This window comes from Nonomuraea africana (genome assembly GCF_014873535.1).
Lineage (GTDB): Bacteria > Actinomycetota > Actinomycetes > Streptosporangiales > Streptosporangiaceae > Nonomuraea > Nonomuraea africana.
Map to the genome: position 1 here is coordinate 1,621,018 of NZ_JADBEF010000001.1, position 16,102 is coordinate 1,637,119.

The 16,102-nt window shown below is 71.5% G+C and carries 14 protein-coding genes; 5 read left to right on the forward strand and 9 right to left on the reverse strand.

Going from position 1 to position 16,102, the window contains the following annotated elements; all coding sequences use genetic code 11:
* Position 1 precedes the first annotated feature (1 nt).
* Positions 2-928: an aldo/keto reductase gene (locus H4W81_RS07375; RefSeq protein ID WP_192774094.1), complete on the reverse strand. Its 927-nt coding sequence runs from the start codon at positions 926-928 to the stop codon at positions 2-4.
* Positions 929-963: 35 nt separating this feature from the next.
* On the opposite strand from H4W81_RS07375, the gene H4W81_RS07380 reads away from it, so the two are divergent.
* Positions 964-1,923: an alpha/beta hydrolase gene (locus tag H4W81_RS07380; RefSeq protein WP_192774095.1), complete on the forward strand. Its 960-nt coding sequence runs from the start codon at positions 964-966 to the stop codon at positions 1,921-1,923.
* Here H4W81_RS07380 and H4W81_RS07385 read toward each other — a convergent pair.
* Together H4W81_RS07385 and H4W81_RS07390 are read right to left on the reverse strand one after the other, a co-directional pair.
* Positions 1,907-3,409, reverse strand: a complete 1,503-nt coding sequence (locus H4W81_RS07385) for an MFS transporter (protein ID WP_192774096.1) — start codon at positions 3,407-3,409, stop codon at positions 1,907-1,909. The two genes, H4W81_RS07380 and H4W81_RS07385, sit on opposite strands and share 17 nt — an antisense overlap.
* Positions 3,406-3,966: a TetR/AcrR family transcriptional regulator gene (locus H4W81_RS07390; protein WP_192774097.1), complete on the reverse strand. Its 561-nt coding sequence runs from the start codon at positions 3,964-3,966 to the stop codon at positions 3,406-3,408. Before H4W81_RS07390 ends, H4W81_RS07385 begins: the two co-directional genes overlap by 4 nt.
* A 121-nt stretch (positions 3,967-4,087) precedes the next feature.
* On the opposite strand from H4W81_RS07390, the gene H4W81_RS07395 reads away from it, so the two are divergent.
* Positions 4,088-4,690, forward strand: coding sequence for a TetR/AcrR family transcriptional regulator (locus tag H4W81_RS07395; RefSeq protein ID WP_192774098.1), 603 nt, complete (start codon positions 4,088-4,090; stop codon positions 4,688-4,690).
* 21 nt (positions 4,691-4,711) lie between these two features.
* Here the strand turns inward: H4W81_RS07395 and H4W81_RS07400 are convergent, their stop codons facing one another.
* Positions 4,712-5,500 carry an SDR family NAD(P)-dependent oxidoreductase gene (locus H4W81_RS07400; protein ID WP_192774099.1) on the reverse strand — a complete coding sequence of 263 codons (789 nt, stop codon included), beginning with the start codon at positions 5,498-5,500 and terminating at the stop codon, positions 4,712-4,714.
* A gap of 95 nt (positions 5,501-5,595) precedes the next feature.
* Here H4W81_RS07400 and H4W81_RS07405 point away from each other — a divergent pair, with 95 nt between their 5' ends.
* Positions 5,596-6,105, forward strand: coding sequence for a MarR family winged helix-turn-helix transcriptional regulator (locus H4W81_RS07405; protein ID WP_192774100.1), 510 nt, complete (start codon positions 5,596-5,598; stop codon positions 6,103-6,105).
* Here H4W81_RS07405 and H4W81_RS07410 read toward each other — a convergent pair.
* The 4 genes from H4W81_RS07410 to polX form a co-directional block, all read right to left on the reverse strand.
* Positions 6,102-7,553 (reverse strand): WS/DGAT/MGAT family O-acyltransferase, encoded by a 1,452-nt coding sequence (locus tag H4W81_RS07410; RefSeq protein ID WP_192774101.1) that lies wholly within the window; start codon positions 7,551-7,553, stop codon positions 6,102-6,104. The two genes, H4W81_RS07405 and H4W81_RS07410, sit on opposite strands and share 4 nt — an antisense overlap.
* A gap of 151 nt (positions 7,554-7,704) precedes the next feature.
* The gene (locus H4W81_RS07415; protein ID WP_192774102.1) at positions 7,705-8,760 is read right to left on the reverse strand and encodes a sulfite oxidase; all 1,056 of its coding nucleotides are present in this window, start codon (positions 8,758-8,760) and stop codon (positions 7,705-7,707) included.
* 36 nt (positions 8,761-8,796) lie between these two features.
* A complete protein-coding gene (locus H4W81_RS07420; protein WP_225958498.1) occupies positions 8,797-9,525 on the reverse strand; it encodes a class I SAM-dependent methyltransferase in 729 nt (242 codons plus the stop codon).
* 45 nt (positions 9,526-9,570) lie between these two features.
* Complete coding sequence (polX, locus tag H4W81_RS07425; protein WP_192774104.1) at positions 9,571-11,253, reverse strand: DNA polymerase/3'-5' exonuclease PolX; 1,683 nt, start codon at positions 11,251-11,253, stop codon at positions 9,571-9,573.
* A 124-nt stretch (positions 11,254-11,377) separates the two neighbouring features.
* Here polX and H4W81_RS07430 point away from each other — a divergent pair, with 124 nt between their 5' ends.
* Positions 11,378-13,897: a M14 family zinc carboxypeptidase gene (locus H4W81_RS07430; RefSeq protein ID WP_318781586.1), complete on the forward strand. Its 2,520-nt coding sequence runs from the start codon at positions 11,378-11,380 to the stop codon at positions 13,895-13,897.
* Between the two features lie 89 nt (positions 13,898-13,986).
* On the opposite strand, the gene H4W81_RS07435 is transcribed toward H4W81_RS07430, so the two are convergent.
* Complete coding sequence (locus tag H4W81_RS07435) at positions 13,987-14,958, reverse strand: aldo/keto reductase (RefSeq protein ID WP_192774105.1); 972 nt, start codon at positions 14,956-14,958, stop codon at positions 13,987-13,989.
* 67 nt (positions 14,959-15,025) lie between these two features.
* Between H4W81_RS07435 and H4W81_RS07440 the strand changes: the two genes are divergently transcribed.
* The gene (locus H4W81_RS07440) at positions 15,026-16,096 is read left to right on the forward strand and encodes a class I SAM-dependent methyltransferase (protein WP_192774106.1); all 1,071 of its coding nucleotides are present in this window, start codon (positions 15,026-15,028) and stop codon (positions 16,094-16,096) included.
* The last annotated feature ends 6 nt before the right edge of the window (positions 16,097-16,102 follow it).

Sequence of the window (16,102 nt, forward strand, 5' to 3'; positions counted from 1 at the left end):
CTCAGCGGGAGGCCCGGTCGAGCAGCGCCAGCTCGTCGGCCCCGAGCTTCAGGTGGACGGCGTCGAGCAGCGGCTTGAGCTGCTCGGCGTTGCGGGCGCTGGAGATCGGCGCGGCGACGGTCGGCTGGGCCAGCAGCCAGGACAGCGCGACCGTGGCCTGCTCCACGCCCCTGCCCGAGGCGACCGTGGCCAGCGCCTCGAGGACGCGGGGACCCCGCTCGGTCTGCAGGTACTCCGCCGCCTTGCCCGCGCGCGGGCTGTCGACGGTGGCGCCGCCGGCGTACTTGCCGGTCAGGAAGCCGCGGGCGAGGCCGAAGTACGGCGTGCTCGACAGCCCCTCGCGGGCCACGACCTCGCGCAGGTCGCCCTCGTAGCCGCGCTCGACGAGGTTGTAGGGCTGCTGGAGCGCCACGTAGCGGGCCATGCCCTCCTCGTCGGAGATGCGCAGCGCCTCGGCCAGCCGGGGCGCGCCGTAGTTGGAGGCGCCGAGATAGCGCACCTTGCCCTCGCGCACCAGCGCGTCGAAGGCGGCCAGCGAGTCGGCCAGCGGCGTGTCCCGGTCGTCGACGTGCGCCCAGTACAGGTCGATGCGGTCGGTGCGCAGGCGGCGAAGGGAGTTCTCCACCGCGGTGCGGATCGTGGCAGGCGACAGGCCCTCGAGCCCGGCCAGCATGCCCACCTTGGTGGCCAGGACGATCGAGTCGCGGTTGCCGCGCTCGGCCATCCACTCGCCGATGATGATCTCCGAGGTGGACTCGCCCGTCGCCCAGCTCGGGTACACGTCGGCGGTGTCGATGAAGTTGCCGCCCGCCTCGGCGTAGGCGTCGAGGACGGCGAAGGAGGCCGCCCGGTCGGCGGTCCAGCCGAAGGTGTTGGTGCCGAGGCACAAAGGGAACACGGACAGCGCCGTGGTGCTGATCGATCTCATCCGGCTATTATGCGCGGGTCTCATAGGGAGGCCGGATGGCGGCCAGGGTCTTGGTGGCGGGCGGCCTGCTCGTGCTGCTGGTCGCGGTCGCCGCCGCCGTGCTGGTCAACCGCGACGGGCCGGTCCAGGAACATCGGCCGCCGGTCCAGGAGGACCGGCTCGCGGTCACCGAGCGGCGGCTCGACGATCGCCGCATGGAGCTCACGATCGACTCGGCGGCCCTCGGGGCCACCACCAGGGTCCGGCTGCTGCTGCCCAAGGGCTGGTCGCGCGAGGCCGGCCGGACCTGGCCGGTGCTGTGGCTGCTGCACGGCGGATTCGACGGCTACACCTCGTGGACCTCCAGGACCGACGTCGACCGCCTCACCGAGGACACCGGCGTCATCGTGGTCATGCCCGACGGCGGCAGGTGCGGCAGCTACTCCGACTGGTGGAACGGCGGAAACGGCGGGCCGCCCCGGTGGGCTACCTACCACCTCAAGGAGCTGCTTCCGCTGCTGGAGGCCCGCTATCGGGCGAGCGGGCGGCGGGCCGTCGCCGGATACTCGATGGGCGGGCAGGGCGCGATGCTCTACGCGGCCGAGGGCTACTTCCAGGCCGCCGCCTCCTTCAGCGGGGCGGTCCACATCCTGGCTCCGGGAGTGCCGCAGGCGGTCATGGCCGGCACCACGTTCGGCTGCCTCGGCACCGACTGGAAGCGCGTCTGGGGCGACCCCGACGACCAGCGCGCGGTCTGGCGCGCGCACAACCCCTACCACCAGGCCGAACGGCTCAGGGGGGTGCGCCTGGTGGTGGCCTCGGGCACGGCGGAGCTGTGGGATGACCCCGCCGAGCACCTGGCGGGCAAGGCGGGCAGGGCCTTCGCCGCCAGGCTCGACGAGCTCGGCATCGCCGTACAGACGCACTTCTACCGGGGCAGGCACGATCACGCCTACTGGCAGCGGGAGCTGCACCGCGCCTATCCCACGCTGATGCGCGCTATCGGTGCTCGCTGAGGCTCAGCGCCCTGGGTGTCAGCCACCAGACGGCGAGACCCGCGACCAGCATCAACGCCGCTCCGGCCGCTCCCGTGACCGCGAGCGACTCGGTGAAGGCGGCCTGCGCCTGCCTGGCCAGCTCGGCCCCCGCCGCGCCCGCCTCCCGCGCGGCCTCCAGGGCTCCGCCGAGAGACTCCTCCACGGCCTGCGCGGGCATGCCTTCAGGGACCGTCAGCCGGGCCCGGTAGAAGGCCGCGGCGAGGCTGCCGAGCACCGCCACGCCCAGCGTGCCGCCGAGCTCGTAGCTCGTCTCCTCGATGGCGGCCGCGCTGCCCGCCTTCTCCGGTGGCGAGCCCGCCATGATCACCGCGGAGGCGATCGCCAGGGAGCCCATGCCCGCGCCGACCAGGAGCAGAGATAGGGCGACGGGGCCGTAACCGAGCGGGCTCGGCGCGGCGAACAGCACCAGGAAGCCCGCTCCGGCCACCAGCAGGCCGCCCGCCAGCACGGTGCGCGCGCCGATCCTGGCCGCCAGCGCCGGCGCCAGCGGCGACAGCACGAACGCGCCGAGCGCGGTCGGCAGCATCCGCACGCCCGTCTCCAGCGGCGAGTAGCCCTGCACCAGCTGCATCCACTGCGCCAGCAGCAGCATCATCGCGGCCATGGCGATCGAGGTGGTCAGTGCGGCGACCGTGCCCGCGCTGAAGGCGGGGCTGCCGAACAGCCTGATCTCCAGTAGCGGGTCCTTCCTGGTCAGGCAGCGCCTGACGAACCAGCCCAGCAGGACGGCGGCCGCGGCCAGCGCGACCCAGCCGCCCGCGTCGCCGGCGTGCTTGATGCCGTAGACGAGGGCGACCATGCCGGCGATCGACAGCAGGGTGCCGAGGGCGTCCCACCGGCCAGGATTCGGGTTGCGCGACTCGGGCAGCAGCATCAGCCCCGCCACGATCGCGACGGCCATCACCGGCACGTTCACCAGGAACGCGGCGTGCCAGCTGAACGCCTCCAGCAGCAGCCCGCCCAGGATCGGGCCGAGCGCGGCGCCGAGGGCGGCCATCGCCGACCAGATCCCGAGCGCGGTGGCCCGCTCCCTCGGGTCGGTGAACAGGGTGCGGATCATGGACAGCGTGGACGGCATGATCATCGCGCCGCCCACGCCGAGCAGCGCCCTCAGCGCGACGAGGGCGGCCGGGTCCTTCGCCCACACCACCGCGACCGACGCCGCGCCGAACAGCGCGAAGCCGCTGATCAGCATCTTCCTGCGGCCCCAGCGGTCGCCCAGGGCGCTGATCGTGACGAGCAGTCCCGAGACGGCCAGCGAGTAGGCGTCGACCATCCACAGCAGCTCGATGGCGTCCGGCCGCAGATCCTCGGAGATGGCGGGCAGCGCCACGTTGAGGATCGTCATGTCCATGACGACGAGCAGCAGGCTCGCCGACAGGACGGCCAGGGCCGCCCACCGCCGTCCGCGGCTCAACCGGCCGCTCTCCTGCACCTGGGTCATCGGCCCATGCCCCTCAGGAAGGTGTCGACGAGCAGCCCCGCGGCGTCCCTTCTGGCCACGTCGCCTCGGCGCAGGCTCTCCCTCACCGCGACGAGCAGGCCGTACACCGCGTTGCTCACCCACCGCACCGGCAGGTCGGCGCGCAGCACCCCGGCCCGCTGAGCGGCACCGAACAGCGCCATCTCCCGCCCTTCCAGCTCCTCCAACTTGCGCAGCAGGCCGGGGTCGACCTCCATGGCCGGGTCGGTCAGCGCGAACCCGTGCTCGTCGGCCATGTCGACCAGGCTGACGAGGAGATCGCGCAGGGTGGCGGTCAGCCGCGCGGGGTCGCTCTCCTGGGCGGCGGCCGCGAGGTCGACCGTGTCCTGCACCTGCTCCCAGCGCTCCAGCGCCCGCCGCCCGAGGGCGATGAGCAGGTCGTCGCGGCTGGAGAAGTGGCGGTGCAGGGTGGCCCTGCTGACCCCCGCCGCCTCGGCCAGCTCGGCCATGGAGGCGGTGGGGTGGGCGTTGAGGTGGTGGATCGCCGCCGTGACGATCTGCTCCTCGGTCACTGCCATCAAGACATCCCCGTCTCACTTGCGACATAAATGTCTCAAACGATACCTGATTCTCTCACGTACGGTGATCTCCCCTTGACGGCAGGTCCTGCGCGGCGAGGCCCCGGCTATCGTTCGGGCTGTGGACCAGACGTCACCGCGCCCCGACGAGGCCCGCTCCGGCCCCACCGTCAAGGACTTCCCCGACGGCGACTCACGCACCCGGATCCTCGACGCGGCGGAGGAGCTGTTCGCGGGAGGGGGCTACGCCGCGACGCCGACCTCGCTGATCGCCAAGCTGGCGAAGGTCCCCAAGGGCCTGCTGTTCCACTACTTCCCCCGCAAGATCGACGTCCTGGTGGCCCTGGTCGACGAGCGGACGCTGGTGGAGGAGGGGCGCGAGGTCGAAGCGGTGCCCGGCGACGCGGCCGGCACGCTGTCCAGGCTCGCCCGGCGGCTGCCGCTGCGGGCCTCGCCGGCGATGCGGCGCATCCTGTTCAGGGAGGCCGACACCCACGGCTCGGTGCGCGAGCGGCTGGGGCGGCTGAACGGAGAGCTGATCGGGCGTTCCAGGTTCGCGCTGGAGCTGGCGCTGCCGGGGGCGAGGGGTGACCGGGCGCGGCTCGAGGTGGCCGCGGCGACGTTCGCCGCGGTGCTGCTCTACCAGGAGAACCTGTGCCAGCTCACCGGGCACCAGATCGATCCCGACGCCGTGGCCGACCTCATCGCCCACTCCCTCGCCTGACCCCGCCCGGCCGCGGGCCCGCTATCCGCCGATGTGCGGGGCGCGCGCGGCCGACGAACCGTCCCTGATCAGCTCGCCGGTGAGGTTGCCGTTGGCGGCCGAGCCGAGGAACGCCACGATCCTGGCCACGTCGTCGGCGTCGGAGAGCCTGCGGGTGGGCGTGGCGGCGGCGAGGGCGTCGAGGATGGACGACGGGATGGGCGGGCGGCTGTCGGTCAGGGTGAGGCCGGGGGCCACGACGTTGACCAGGATCCCGTCCCTGCCGCCGTTCCACGCGAGGCTGCGGGCCAGGCCGTACAGGCCGGACTTGGCGGTCCCGTAGGGGCCGGGTCCCGGCAGTCCGTCCTCCGCGACGCCCGAGGAGATCAGCACGATGCGGCCCCATCCCTTGGCGCGCATGCCGGGAAGGACCGCGCTGACCGCCGCCGCCGCTCCGACGAGATTGGCGTTGATCATCGCCTCCCACTCCGCCAGCGGCACGTCCTCGAACCGGACGCTGGGGTCGGGCGGGCCGTCCCCGCCCCAGCGGACGGCGTTGGCGACCAGGACGTCGATCGCGCCCCAGTGCGCCTCGACCGCCTCGACGGCCAGGCCGACGCTCGGCAGGTCCTCGAGGTCGAGCCGCACGACGTACGCCTGCCCGCCCGCGGCCTCGACGTCCGCCGCCACCTTCTCAGCCTTGTCCCTGTTGGCCCGGTAGGTGATCGCCACTCTGGCGCGCTCGCGGCCGTAGGCGCGAGCGGTCGCCGCGCCGATCCCGGTCGAGCCGCCCGTGACGAGGACCACGCGGTCCCTGAGCTCGGTGTCCATGATTTCCTCTCAACTTCAAACGATTGGAGATTGAAATCAATATAGGTCCAGATGATTTGAAGTCAAGAAGATTGGTCCTTGCTACCATGGAGGCCATGACCGCCTCCTCCGCCTCCGAAGACTCGACCGGCAGCTGGCTGCACGAGGACCTGCACTGGCTGTTCGCCCGGTTGAAGCAGGGCCTGGCCACAGCCGAGAGCGCGGTGGTCAGGGAGCACGGCATGAGCCTCTGGGGCTACACCGTGCTGATGGCGATCGTCGAGGCCCCCGCCCGCACGCAGCTCGCCCTCGCCCAGGCGGTGTCGGTCGACAAGAGCAAGCTGGTGGCCATCCTCGACGAGCTCGAAGGCGCGGGGCTGGTGGCGCGCCGGCCGGACCCGGCGGACCGCAGGGCGCGCATCATCGAGGTCACGCCCCAGGGCGGCCGCGCGCTCAAGGCCGCCCGCGGCGACATCGAGGCCATCGAGGACCGGCTGCTGGCCGGCCTCGACGCCGGAGAGGGCGCCGTGGTGCGGAAGGCGCTGCGCCGGCTCGTCGGCGCGCCCCTCCTGGCGATCGAGGACGGCCGGCCGGCCGAGACCGGCTGCCCGCCCGCGGGCCCCTAGACGGGCGCGAGATCCCTCGTCAGGAGGGTGAGGTCGTCCATCGCGGCACGCAGGTGGTGCATCAGCCGCCACACGTCGTCCACGTGCTCGGGGCAGGCCACGACGCCGAAGTCGAGCGCGCCGTCGTAGGAGAAGCAGGTGATGTTGACCCCGCCGCTCAGGTCCGTCAGCACCGACATCGGGTAGTACGACAGCACCCGCCCGCCGCACAGGTACAGCGGGAACTGCGGCCCCGGCACGTTGCTGATGATCAGGTTGATCGGCGGGAACGCCACGGAGGCCAGCCTGAACACCGCGGGGGTGAGCGCGGAGATCGGCGCGGGCAGCATCGCGCACAGCTCGTGGAGCCAGGTGGCGGGCGACATCGCGAACCTGCGCTTGGCGGCGCTCGTCGCCTCGGCCGTCGCCCGCAGCCGCTCGCGCGTGTCGGCGACGTGTGTGGGCATTGGGATGATCATGGTGGAGATCTGGTTGCGCGCGCAGTCCTTCGCGCCCGCCGCGCGCACCGCCACCGGCACCGCGGCGATCAGCGGCTGGTCCGGCAGCGCGTCGCGCTCGTCGAGCCAGGCCCGCAGCGCCGACGCGCACAAGGCCATGACGATGTCGTTGACGCTCATGCCGTAGCACTTGGCGGCGTGCTTGACCTCCTTCAGCGGCACCGAGCCGTAGGCGAACCTGCGCTCGCCGCTGATGGGCCCGTTCAGCGGGGTGCGCGGGACGGCCAGCGAGGGCAGGTCGGGGCGGGGCCGCTCGTCGCCGCTGACGAGGCGGGCCGCCCTGGCGATCAGCTTGGAACCGGGCAGCGTGGCGACCACAGGGATCGCGTCGAGGTCACCGGCCGCCCTCACCAGCGAACGCATCGCCTGCACGGGCTGGGTCACCGTGCGGACGGCGGCGCCCGCCAGCATGTCCAGCAGGTGTGGCGGCTGCGGCGGCGGGCACGAGGGCGGCGCGACCGACCGCGGCTCGGGAGAGAGGTCGAGCAGCGTGGCCAGCGTCTCCGCGCCCGAGACCCCGTCGATGGCCGCGTGATGGACCTTGGTGTAGACCGCGACCCTGCCGCCGGACAGCCCGGTGATCAGGTGCATCTCCCACAGCGGATGATCGCGGTCGAGATGGCGGGCGTGGAGGCGGGCGACGGTCTCGGCCAGCTGCCGGTCGCCGCCCGGCGCGTCGAGCTCCGTCTCGAACAGGTGGTGGTCGATGGAGAAGGCGGGGTCGGGCGCCCAGTAGGGGCGGTCGAGGCCGAACGGCACTTCGGCCACGCGCAGGCTCAGCGCGGGCGACAGGTGCATCCGCTCCAGCAGCAGGGCCGCCAGCCGCTCGCGCGTGATCGTGCCCGACGGTGCGCAGCTGGGGTCGAGGACGGCCACCCCCGCGACGTGCGCGGCGGTCGTGGCGGACTCGGCACTCAGGAACTGCGCGTCGAGCGCGGTCAACTGCGACATCGGGCCTCCCCTTCCGCGGTGGTGCCATCGTGACCCGCCAGGATTGCGAGTACGTTTCTGCGAGAGTCTTTCAGATGAATTCCAGGGCGCTTCCCAAGATTCTGGATGGCTTTTATGACCGTGCAGCTCAGCCGCCCGAAGTGATAATTCCCTATCCTCTGGTAACCAGAACCGGGTGCCGGACGACGGCGTCGAAGTGGTATCCGAAGGGGTGTCTCGCGCGGCGCGGAGGCTGTCCCGCGCCGCTCTCGTCGACGGCTCTGGCGAGCAGGACGTGCGCACCCTCCTCGCGCGGCGTCCAGGCGATTCCCCAGGTCAGCCACGCGTCGCGCCGGGGACCACGGCGGCCGGCCGGGTGCCAGGTGGCGCCGTTGTCGGCGCTCACCTCGACGTGCGCGACGCGTCCGTTGCCCGACCACGACCTGCCGCGCAGCTCGTGCCGCCGCCCCGCTTCGAGCGTGGCCGGCCACGGCAGTTCGAAAGCGCTTTTCACCGTCATGGTGGTCACGCCCGGGTAAAACAGCGTGTTCCATGGCGTGCGCAACTCCGTGGTCGAAACCTCGAGGTCGCCGAGCCATTTCACCGAGGCGATTCCGGCCCAGCCGGGAACGATGAGACGGGCGGGAAATCCGTGGTCCATGGGAAGGGGCTCGCCGTTCATCTCGTACGCCACGAGCACGTCGTCCAGCGCCTTGCGCACCGGGATCGGGCGGCGCACGTGGCCGAGGTTCTCGCCCTCGTGCACGTACGGCGCGTCGAGCCCGGTGGCCAGGACGTCGACCGCGCCGTCCCTGAGCCCTGCCATGGTCAGCAGGTCACGGAGCGGCACGCCGCGCCAGCGCGCCACTCCGACCGCGCCCAGCCCCCACGGGATGCCGGGGACGGCCTCGTGCTGCTGGCTGTCGTAGAAGCGGCGCCCGTTGCCCGCGCACTCCAGAGTGACGTCCGCGGTGCGGGCCGGCAGCGCGCGCAGCTGGTCGTAGCCGAGCTCGATGTCGCGCCGCAGGCCCCGGCCGTGCAGGCGCAGCCGCCAGGTGGCCGCGTCGAGGCGCGGGGTCGCGGTGTGGTTGCGGACGAAGAAGCGGTCGATGGGGGTGTGGTAGCCCTGCCCCGCCATCGCCTCCCAGCGGGTCTCGGCGTTGCCTTCGTGGCGGGTGAACAGGTGGGAGGGCAGGGGTTTGACGATGGTCTCCGTGGCCGGCCTCATATAGCCGGTATTCCCTACCAATTAAATGGCTAATCCTCAGCGCACGGCCACCAGGATGACGTCGTCGCCCGTCTGCCACACGGTGCCCGCCTCGCTGAACCCGGCGTTCCACAGCAGCTCGCGGTGCGTCCGCAGCGGCAGGTGGTGGTCGCCGCCATGGGAGCCGAGCCGGCGCCTGCGCTCGGCGACCAGATCGGCCAGCGCGGGCTCGGCCTCGATCGCCCGCCACCAGCCCGACCAGTCTTCCCCCTCGGCTGTCCTGGTGCGGCGCAGCGCCGCGGCCAGCGTGGCGACGGTGGGCTGCTCCTCCAGGACGTTGTCGGCGTTGACCAGCACCCCGCCCGGCCGCAGCAGGCCCGCCAGCTCCGCGTAGAGGGCGCCGAGCTGCTCCTTCGGCAGGTAGTGCAACGCGGTCGTCGACACCACCGCGTCGACCTTGCGGTCGAGCCCGAGCGCGGCCGGCCAGCCGGGCGCGCGCAGGTCGGCGTCGACGAGGCGGGAGATCTCCGGGTAGCCCGCCGTGCCGAGGGCCAGCAGCAGCGGGTCGACGTCCACACCGACGACCTCGGCGGACGGCAGGCGCCGCGCCAGCCGTACCGACAGGGAGCCAGGGCCGCAGCCGAGGTCGAGTACCAGGGGAGAGCCGGGCACCGCCTGCGCCACCACCTCCCCGATCGCGGCGAACCGCGCCTCCCTGTCGGCGACGTAGCGCTCCTGCTGGGCGTCCCAGCGCTCCAGCCACACCTGGGCGAGCTCGGGCGTCATGGCCATCCCCTCAAGTGGAAATGATTTTCACTTTTGGGGAGGAGTCTAGCGGCCGAAGAAGGCTAGGAGGCGCTCGATCGGCCAGGTGTTGATCACGTCGTCCTGGGTCAGCCACGCCCGCTGGGCGATGCCGATGCCGAAACGCTGGTGGCGCAGGTGCGGGATGGCGTGGGAGTCGCTGTCGACGGAGAACTTCACCCCGTGGTGCTTGGCCAGCCTGACCAGGTCGGACGGCAGGTCGGAGCGGTCGGGATAGGAGTCGATCTCCATCGCGGTGCCGGTGCGGGCCGCGGCGCGGAAGACGGCCTCCCAGTCGGCGTCGACGGACGGACGCTTGCCGATCTTGCGAGTGGTGGGGTGGCCGATGATGTCGACGTAGGGGTTCTCGCAGGCGGCGATGAAGCGCCGCGTCATCTCCTCGCGCGACTGGGTGAAGTGCGAGTGGACGGAGGCCACGCACACATCGAACCCCTTCAGCACCTCGCCGGGCCAGTCGACCGATCCGTCGGGGGCGATGTTGAGCTCGGTGCCGTGCAGCAGCCGCATGCCGGGATACCTGCGCTGCAGCTCCATCAGCGCCCCGCGCTGGTCGAGGGCCTTGTCGAGGGTCATCCGCTGCATGGCCAGATCGGGCGCGTGGTCGGTGACCGCGTAGTAGGCGTAGCCGAGCGCGTGGCCGGCCGCCACCATCTCCTCCAGCGAGGCGATGCCGTCGGTCAGGTTGGTGTGGGTGTGGAGATCGCCGCGCAGGTCTTCGAGCCGGACCAGCTCGGGCAGCTCGCCGCGCAACGCGGCCCGCACCTCGCCGCCGTCCTCGCGCATCGTGGGCGGCACCCACTGCATGCCGAGCGCGGCGTAGATCTCCTCCTCGGTCCGTGAGGCGATCACCCGCTCGCCCTCGAACAGGCCGTACTCCGACAGCTTCCAGCCCTTCTTCACCGCCATCTCGCGGATGGTGACGTTGTGCTCCTTGGAGCCGGTGAAGTAGATCTGCGCCGCGCCCCACGACTCGGCGGGCACCCTGCGCAGGTCGACCTGCATGCCGCTGGTCGTGCGGATCGAGGTCTTCTTCTCGCCCGCCGCGATCACCTCGGCGACGTACGGCTGCGCCCTGAACTCCTCCATGATCGACTCAGGCGCCACGGCGAGGATGTCGATGTCGCCGATCGTGTCCTTCATCCTCCGCAGCGACCCCGCGTAGGCCAGCCGCTCGGCGCTCAGCGATGCCATGACGGTCTCGGCCAGCGACATCGCCACCCCGATGTGGACCCTGCGCCCGGACTGCTCGAGCTGCTCGACGCCCTTCACCAGGTTGGCCAGCGTCTTGGGCCCCAGCCCCTTGACGCCCTCGAGCCTGCCCTCGGCGATCGCCTCGGCCAGCGCGGCAGGGGAGTCGATGCCGAACTCCTCGAACAGCATGATCGCCGTCTTCGGCCCCAGCGACGGCACGCGGGTCAGCCGGCGCACGCCCTCGGGCACCTTGCCGCGCAGCGCGTCGAGCTGGCGGAAGCTCCCGCGCTGGAGGAACTCCTCCATCTTCAGCGCGATCGCCTCGCCCACCCCGGGCACGCTGCGCACGTCGACCTGCGAGATGTCCTCGGGGAACCCGGCGATCGCCTTGGCCGCCTTCTGGTAGCTGCGCACTCTGAAGGCGTCACCGCCGGTGAGCGCGAACAACTCTGAGTATTCCTGGAGAGCGGCAGCCGCCTCGTCGTTAGCCCGTGCCATGGGGCCAGCGTAGGGGAAGGCTCCGACACTTCCAGATCACGGATCGGCGTGGATTGGATGTCACCCCTTGTGCTGTGTCAGGTGCTATCAGTACGAACGGATCTGAACCTTCTGGAGGAATTCCGTGCGCTTACGTGTCCTGATCCCTCTGCTGTCCGTCCTGCTCGTGCCCGCGGGCACGGCCACCGCCGATCCCACACCGCCGGTGCGCGACTTCGGCAACGGCGCCGACCGCAACGAAGAGGCCGCGGGGGTCGGTGAGTCCGCCGCCAAGATCCTGCGCGAGGCCGCCCCCGAGCTGTCGTGGCGCCCCGACCACACGCGCGGCTACCCGCGCAGGACCACGCTTCCCGTCCCGCAGGAGAACCCCGCCGACGCCTCCATCAAGCTCGGTCTCGTCCCGCACCACGCCATCGCGGCCAGGCTCAACCAGCTGCAGGCCGTGGGCGACCGGGTCAGCGCCGAGGTGATCGGCCGCTCGGCGGGCGGGCGCGACATGTACCTCGTCACCGTCACCGCACCTGAGAGCGCCTCGGAGACGCGCAGGCAGGAGCAGCTGCGCCGGCGGATCGAGAGCGGTCACCCGATCCCGGTCGAGACGTACAAGGCGCCCGTCTTCATCAACGGCAACATCCACGGCAACGAGTGGGAGGGGACCGACGCCAACCTGCGCGTCATCGAGGAGCTGGCCACCAGCACCTCTCCCCAGATCAAGGACCTGCTCGCCAAGACGCGGCTGTACTTCAACATCACCGCCAACCCCGACGGCAGGGTGCTCGGCCAGCGGCCCAACGGCAACGGCTTCGACCTCAACCGCGACTTCGTCACCGCCTCGCAGCCCGAGACGCGCGCGATGCGCCAGATCATGATCGACAACCAGCCGGTGGTCATGATCGACCTGCACGGCTACGTCAACGGCACCCTGGTCGAGCCGACCACCCCGCCGCACGGCGCCAACTACGAGTACGACCTGTTCATCAAGAACGCCTACGCCAACGCGCTCGGCATCGAGCAGGCCATCCTCGCGCTCGGCTACACCCCGGAGAAGGACGGCACCTTCCCGCCGCAGATCCCCTTCCGCGACTCGGAAGAGGGCTGGGACGACTGGCCGCCGATCTTCACCCCGCAGTACGCCCCCTTCCACGGCGCGGTCGCCTCGCACACCATCGAGTTCCCGATGCGGGTCAACGGCCGCGACTACACCGAGCAGCCCCCCGCCGAGCTGCAGCGGCGCAGCCGCATCAACGTCGACATCGCCTCGGCCGCCATCAGGGCCACCTACACCTTCGTCCAGAACAACAGGGACAAGCTGGTCGCCGACCAGATCGAGGTGTTCAGGCGGGGCGCGGCGGGCGAGCCGTCCAAGGAGGTGCCGCTCGGCATCGTGCCAGGCTTCGGGCCCGAGGACGTCTACACCACCACCTACCCGCGCGCCTACGCCATCCCGTCGGGCACCCCCTCGGCCGCCACCCTGGTGGACTTCCTCGTCGCCAACGACGTGGCGGTCGAGCGGGCGCTGCTGCCGTTCAGGGCCGGGGGCAGGACCTACCCGCAGGGCACCTACGTCGTGGACATGCGCCAGCCCAAGCGCGGCCTGGCCAACGTCATGCTGGAGCCGGGCGCGGACATCAGCCCGAGGGTCGACGCGATGTACGACATCTCCGGTTGGAGCCACGGCCTGCTGTGGGGCGCGACGGTCGAGCCGATCACCGAGCGGCGCTTCCACGTGGCGTCCCAGCCCGTGAAGGTCGCCTCGCCCACCGGCTCGGTCCCGCGCGGAGACGGCCCGCTCTCGCTGAGGATCGACGACGCCAAGGCGGTGCGGGCGCTCAACGACCTGCTCGGACAGGGCGTGGCCGTCACCCTCGCGGCCGACGGCGGCGCCGTCGTGCCGGCCTCCGCGCGGGAGGCGGCCAAGACCGTGGCCGACAGGTACGGCGTGCCGTTCACCAGGGCCGCCTCGACCACGGGCACCCCGCTGTCCAGCGTCAGGATCGCCGCCGCCGTCTCGGCCGACGAGCTGTTCACGCTGCGCGAGCTGGGCTTCGCCGTCACGCCGGTCTCGACCGCCGTGCTCAACGCCGGGTTCGACTGGAGCGGCACCGACGTGCTGTTCGTCTCCAGCGGCCTGTCCTACGGCGCGCTCAACCCCGCGGCGAGGACGGCGCTCGACGCCTTCCTGGCCAGGGGTGGCGTGGTCACCCGCGGCGGCACCGGCGCCGCCTTCAACGCCGCGGCGGGACTGCTGACCGCCACCGCGGTCGCGGGCAGGGGCGACGCCAACGGCGTGGTCAAGGTCGCCTCCACCACGGGCCCGGTCGGCTCCGGCTCGCCCGCGCACTCGTTCGTCTTCTCCCCGCGCTGGTTCACCGCGCTCGGGCCCGAGGTGAAGGTCGAGCAGGCCTACGCCACCGAGGGGCCGCTCGTGTCGGGCCACTGGAGGGCCGAGCCCCGCGACGGCAGCGGCGGTCCCGAGGCGGCCAGAGGCCAGGCCGCGGTGGTCAGCGGCAGGGACGAGCGCGGCGCCTCCGTGGTGCTCTTCGGCACCGAGCCGATGTTCCGCAACCACCCCAAGGGCCTGTTCCCGCAGGTCGCCAGGGCGCTGTTCTGGACCTCGTCCTCGGCGAAGGTCCGCACCCCGTAGACGGGCTGCGTGGGCGTCCCCCCTCGCCCACGCCGCCAGCTCCGCGAGCCGGGCCGCTCACGAGCGGCCCGGCTCGCGCCGTCCATCGGTCAGAAGCGCACCTCACGCGGGCGGTACGGCTCGGCGAGGTAGGCGCGCTCCTTCTCGGTGAGCGCGACCGAGACCGCGGCCACCGCGTCGTCGATGTGCCGGTCCTTGGTCGCGCCCACGATCGGGGCCGTCACACCCGGCTGGCCGAGCAGCCACGCCAGCGCCACCTGGGCGGCGGGCAGTTCCCGCTCGCGCGCCACCTCGGCCACCCTGTCCAGGATGAGCGCGTCGTTCTCCGGGTCGTACAGGTAGTCGATCCTGCCGTCGGAGCCGCTGCGGGCGGTGCCCTCGCCCGACCGGCCCGCGCGGGCCAGCGTGCCGCGCGCCAGCGGGCTCCACGGGATCACTCCGACGCCCTGGTCCGCGCAGAGCGGCAGCATTTCCCTCTCCTCCTCCCTGTAGAGGAGGTTGTAGTGCGGCTGCATCGAGACGAAGCGGGTCCAGCCGTTCGCCGCGGCCACGTGCTGGGCCTTGGCGAACTGCCACGCCCACATCGAGGAGGCGCCGATGTAGCGGGCCTTGCCGGCCTTCACCACCTCGTGCAGCGCCTCCATGGTCTCCTCGATGGGCGTCTCGTCGTCCCACCGGTGGATCTGGTACAGGTCCACGTAGTCGGTGCCGAGCCGCTCCAGGGAGGCGTCGATGGCGGCATGGATGTGCTTGCGCGACAGGCCCCTGTCGTTCACCGCCGTGCCGACGGGGAAGTACACCTTCGTGGCCAGGACGTAGTCCTCGCGCCGGGGAAAGATCTTCCTGAGCAGCCGGCCGGTCACGACCTCGCTGGCGCCCGCGGTATAGACGTCGGCGGTGTCGAAGAAGGTGACGCCGGCCTCGGCCGCCCTCCGCACGATGGGCTCGGCCGTCTCCTCCGGGAGCACCCAGTCCAATTCCTTCGGATCGCCGTAACTCATCATGCCAAGGCAGATCCTGGAAACTTTCAGTCCGGTGTTGCCAAGCCGTGTGTAGTCCATGAATGTCACTTTATGGGTGCCTGGTAGGCGTTCAAAGAGGATCAGAACGAACCCAAGTGAGGTGTCGATGGTCTCGGTCAAGCGCACAGCCGCCAGGTTGCTGTTCGGATCTCGTTACAACAAGGTGCCGTGGGGACAGCGGGTCTATGTCCGGCCCGGCGAGCGCCTGATGCGTGAGGCGCAGTGGCGCCTGAAGCTCAAAGGGGCGCGCGTGATGTCCCTGGAGGAGTACGAACGCACGGTCCCGCTCGGCGAGATCGAGGAGTTCGTCTCCTGCATGATGTGCGGGGATTCGCGCCAGCAACCCCTGTACGAGCCGACAGGAGGCGGCGGCTGGCGCTACCACGTCGTGCGCTGCCCCTCGTGCGGCTTCCTCTACCGCAACCCCAACATCAGGCCCGAACGGCTCGGCGACCTGTACGCCCACTCCTACAGCAGCTTCCTGACCGGCAGCTACGCCGCCAACAGGCAGCGCCGCTACCGGCTCACCATGGACGCCTTCGCGCCGGTGTTCGAGCAAGGCGAGGGACGGCGGCTGCTCGACTTCGGCTGTGGCGCGGGCCTGTTCCTGGAGCTGGCCGAGGAGCGCGGCTTCGACGCGGTGGGCGTGGACCTCTCACCCGACTCCGTCGAGCAGGCCAACGCCAGGCTGACGAAGGCCAGAGCCTACTTCGGCGCGCCCGAGGACGTGCCCGAGATCGCCGCGGGCGGGTTCGACGTGATCACGCTGTGGTCGGTGCTGGCGCACCTGCCGAGGCCGCTCGAGGACTTCGAGCGGTTCAGGAGGCTGCTCGCGCCCGGCGGGGTGCTGCTGATACTCACCGTGAACGCGGGATCGCTGCTGCTCAAGGCCTACGAGTCGGCGTGGAGCGGGTTCACCAAGAACCACCTGATGTTCTACTCCTCCAGCACGCTGCCCACGCTGCTCGGCCGTACCGGGTTCAGAGGGGTGGCCTACGCGCCGCACTACGGCGACACGATCGAGGCGGGCACCTCGCAGTTGCCCGGACCGCTGCGCGCCAGGCTCCGGCGCGCGGTGGAGAGCACCGACGGCGGCAACATGATGCGCGCGCTCGCCTTCGCCGACGACGAGGCGATCAGCCGGTGGGGAGGGCGGATGCGGGTACGCGAGCTGTGACCTGAA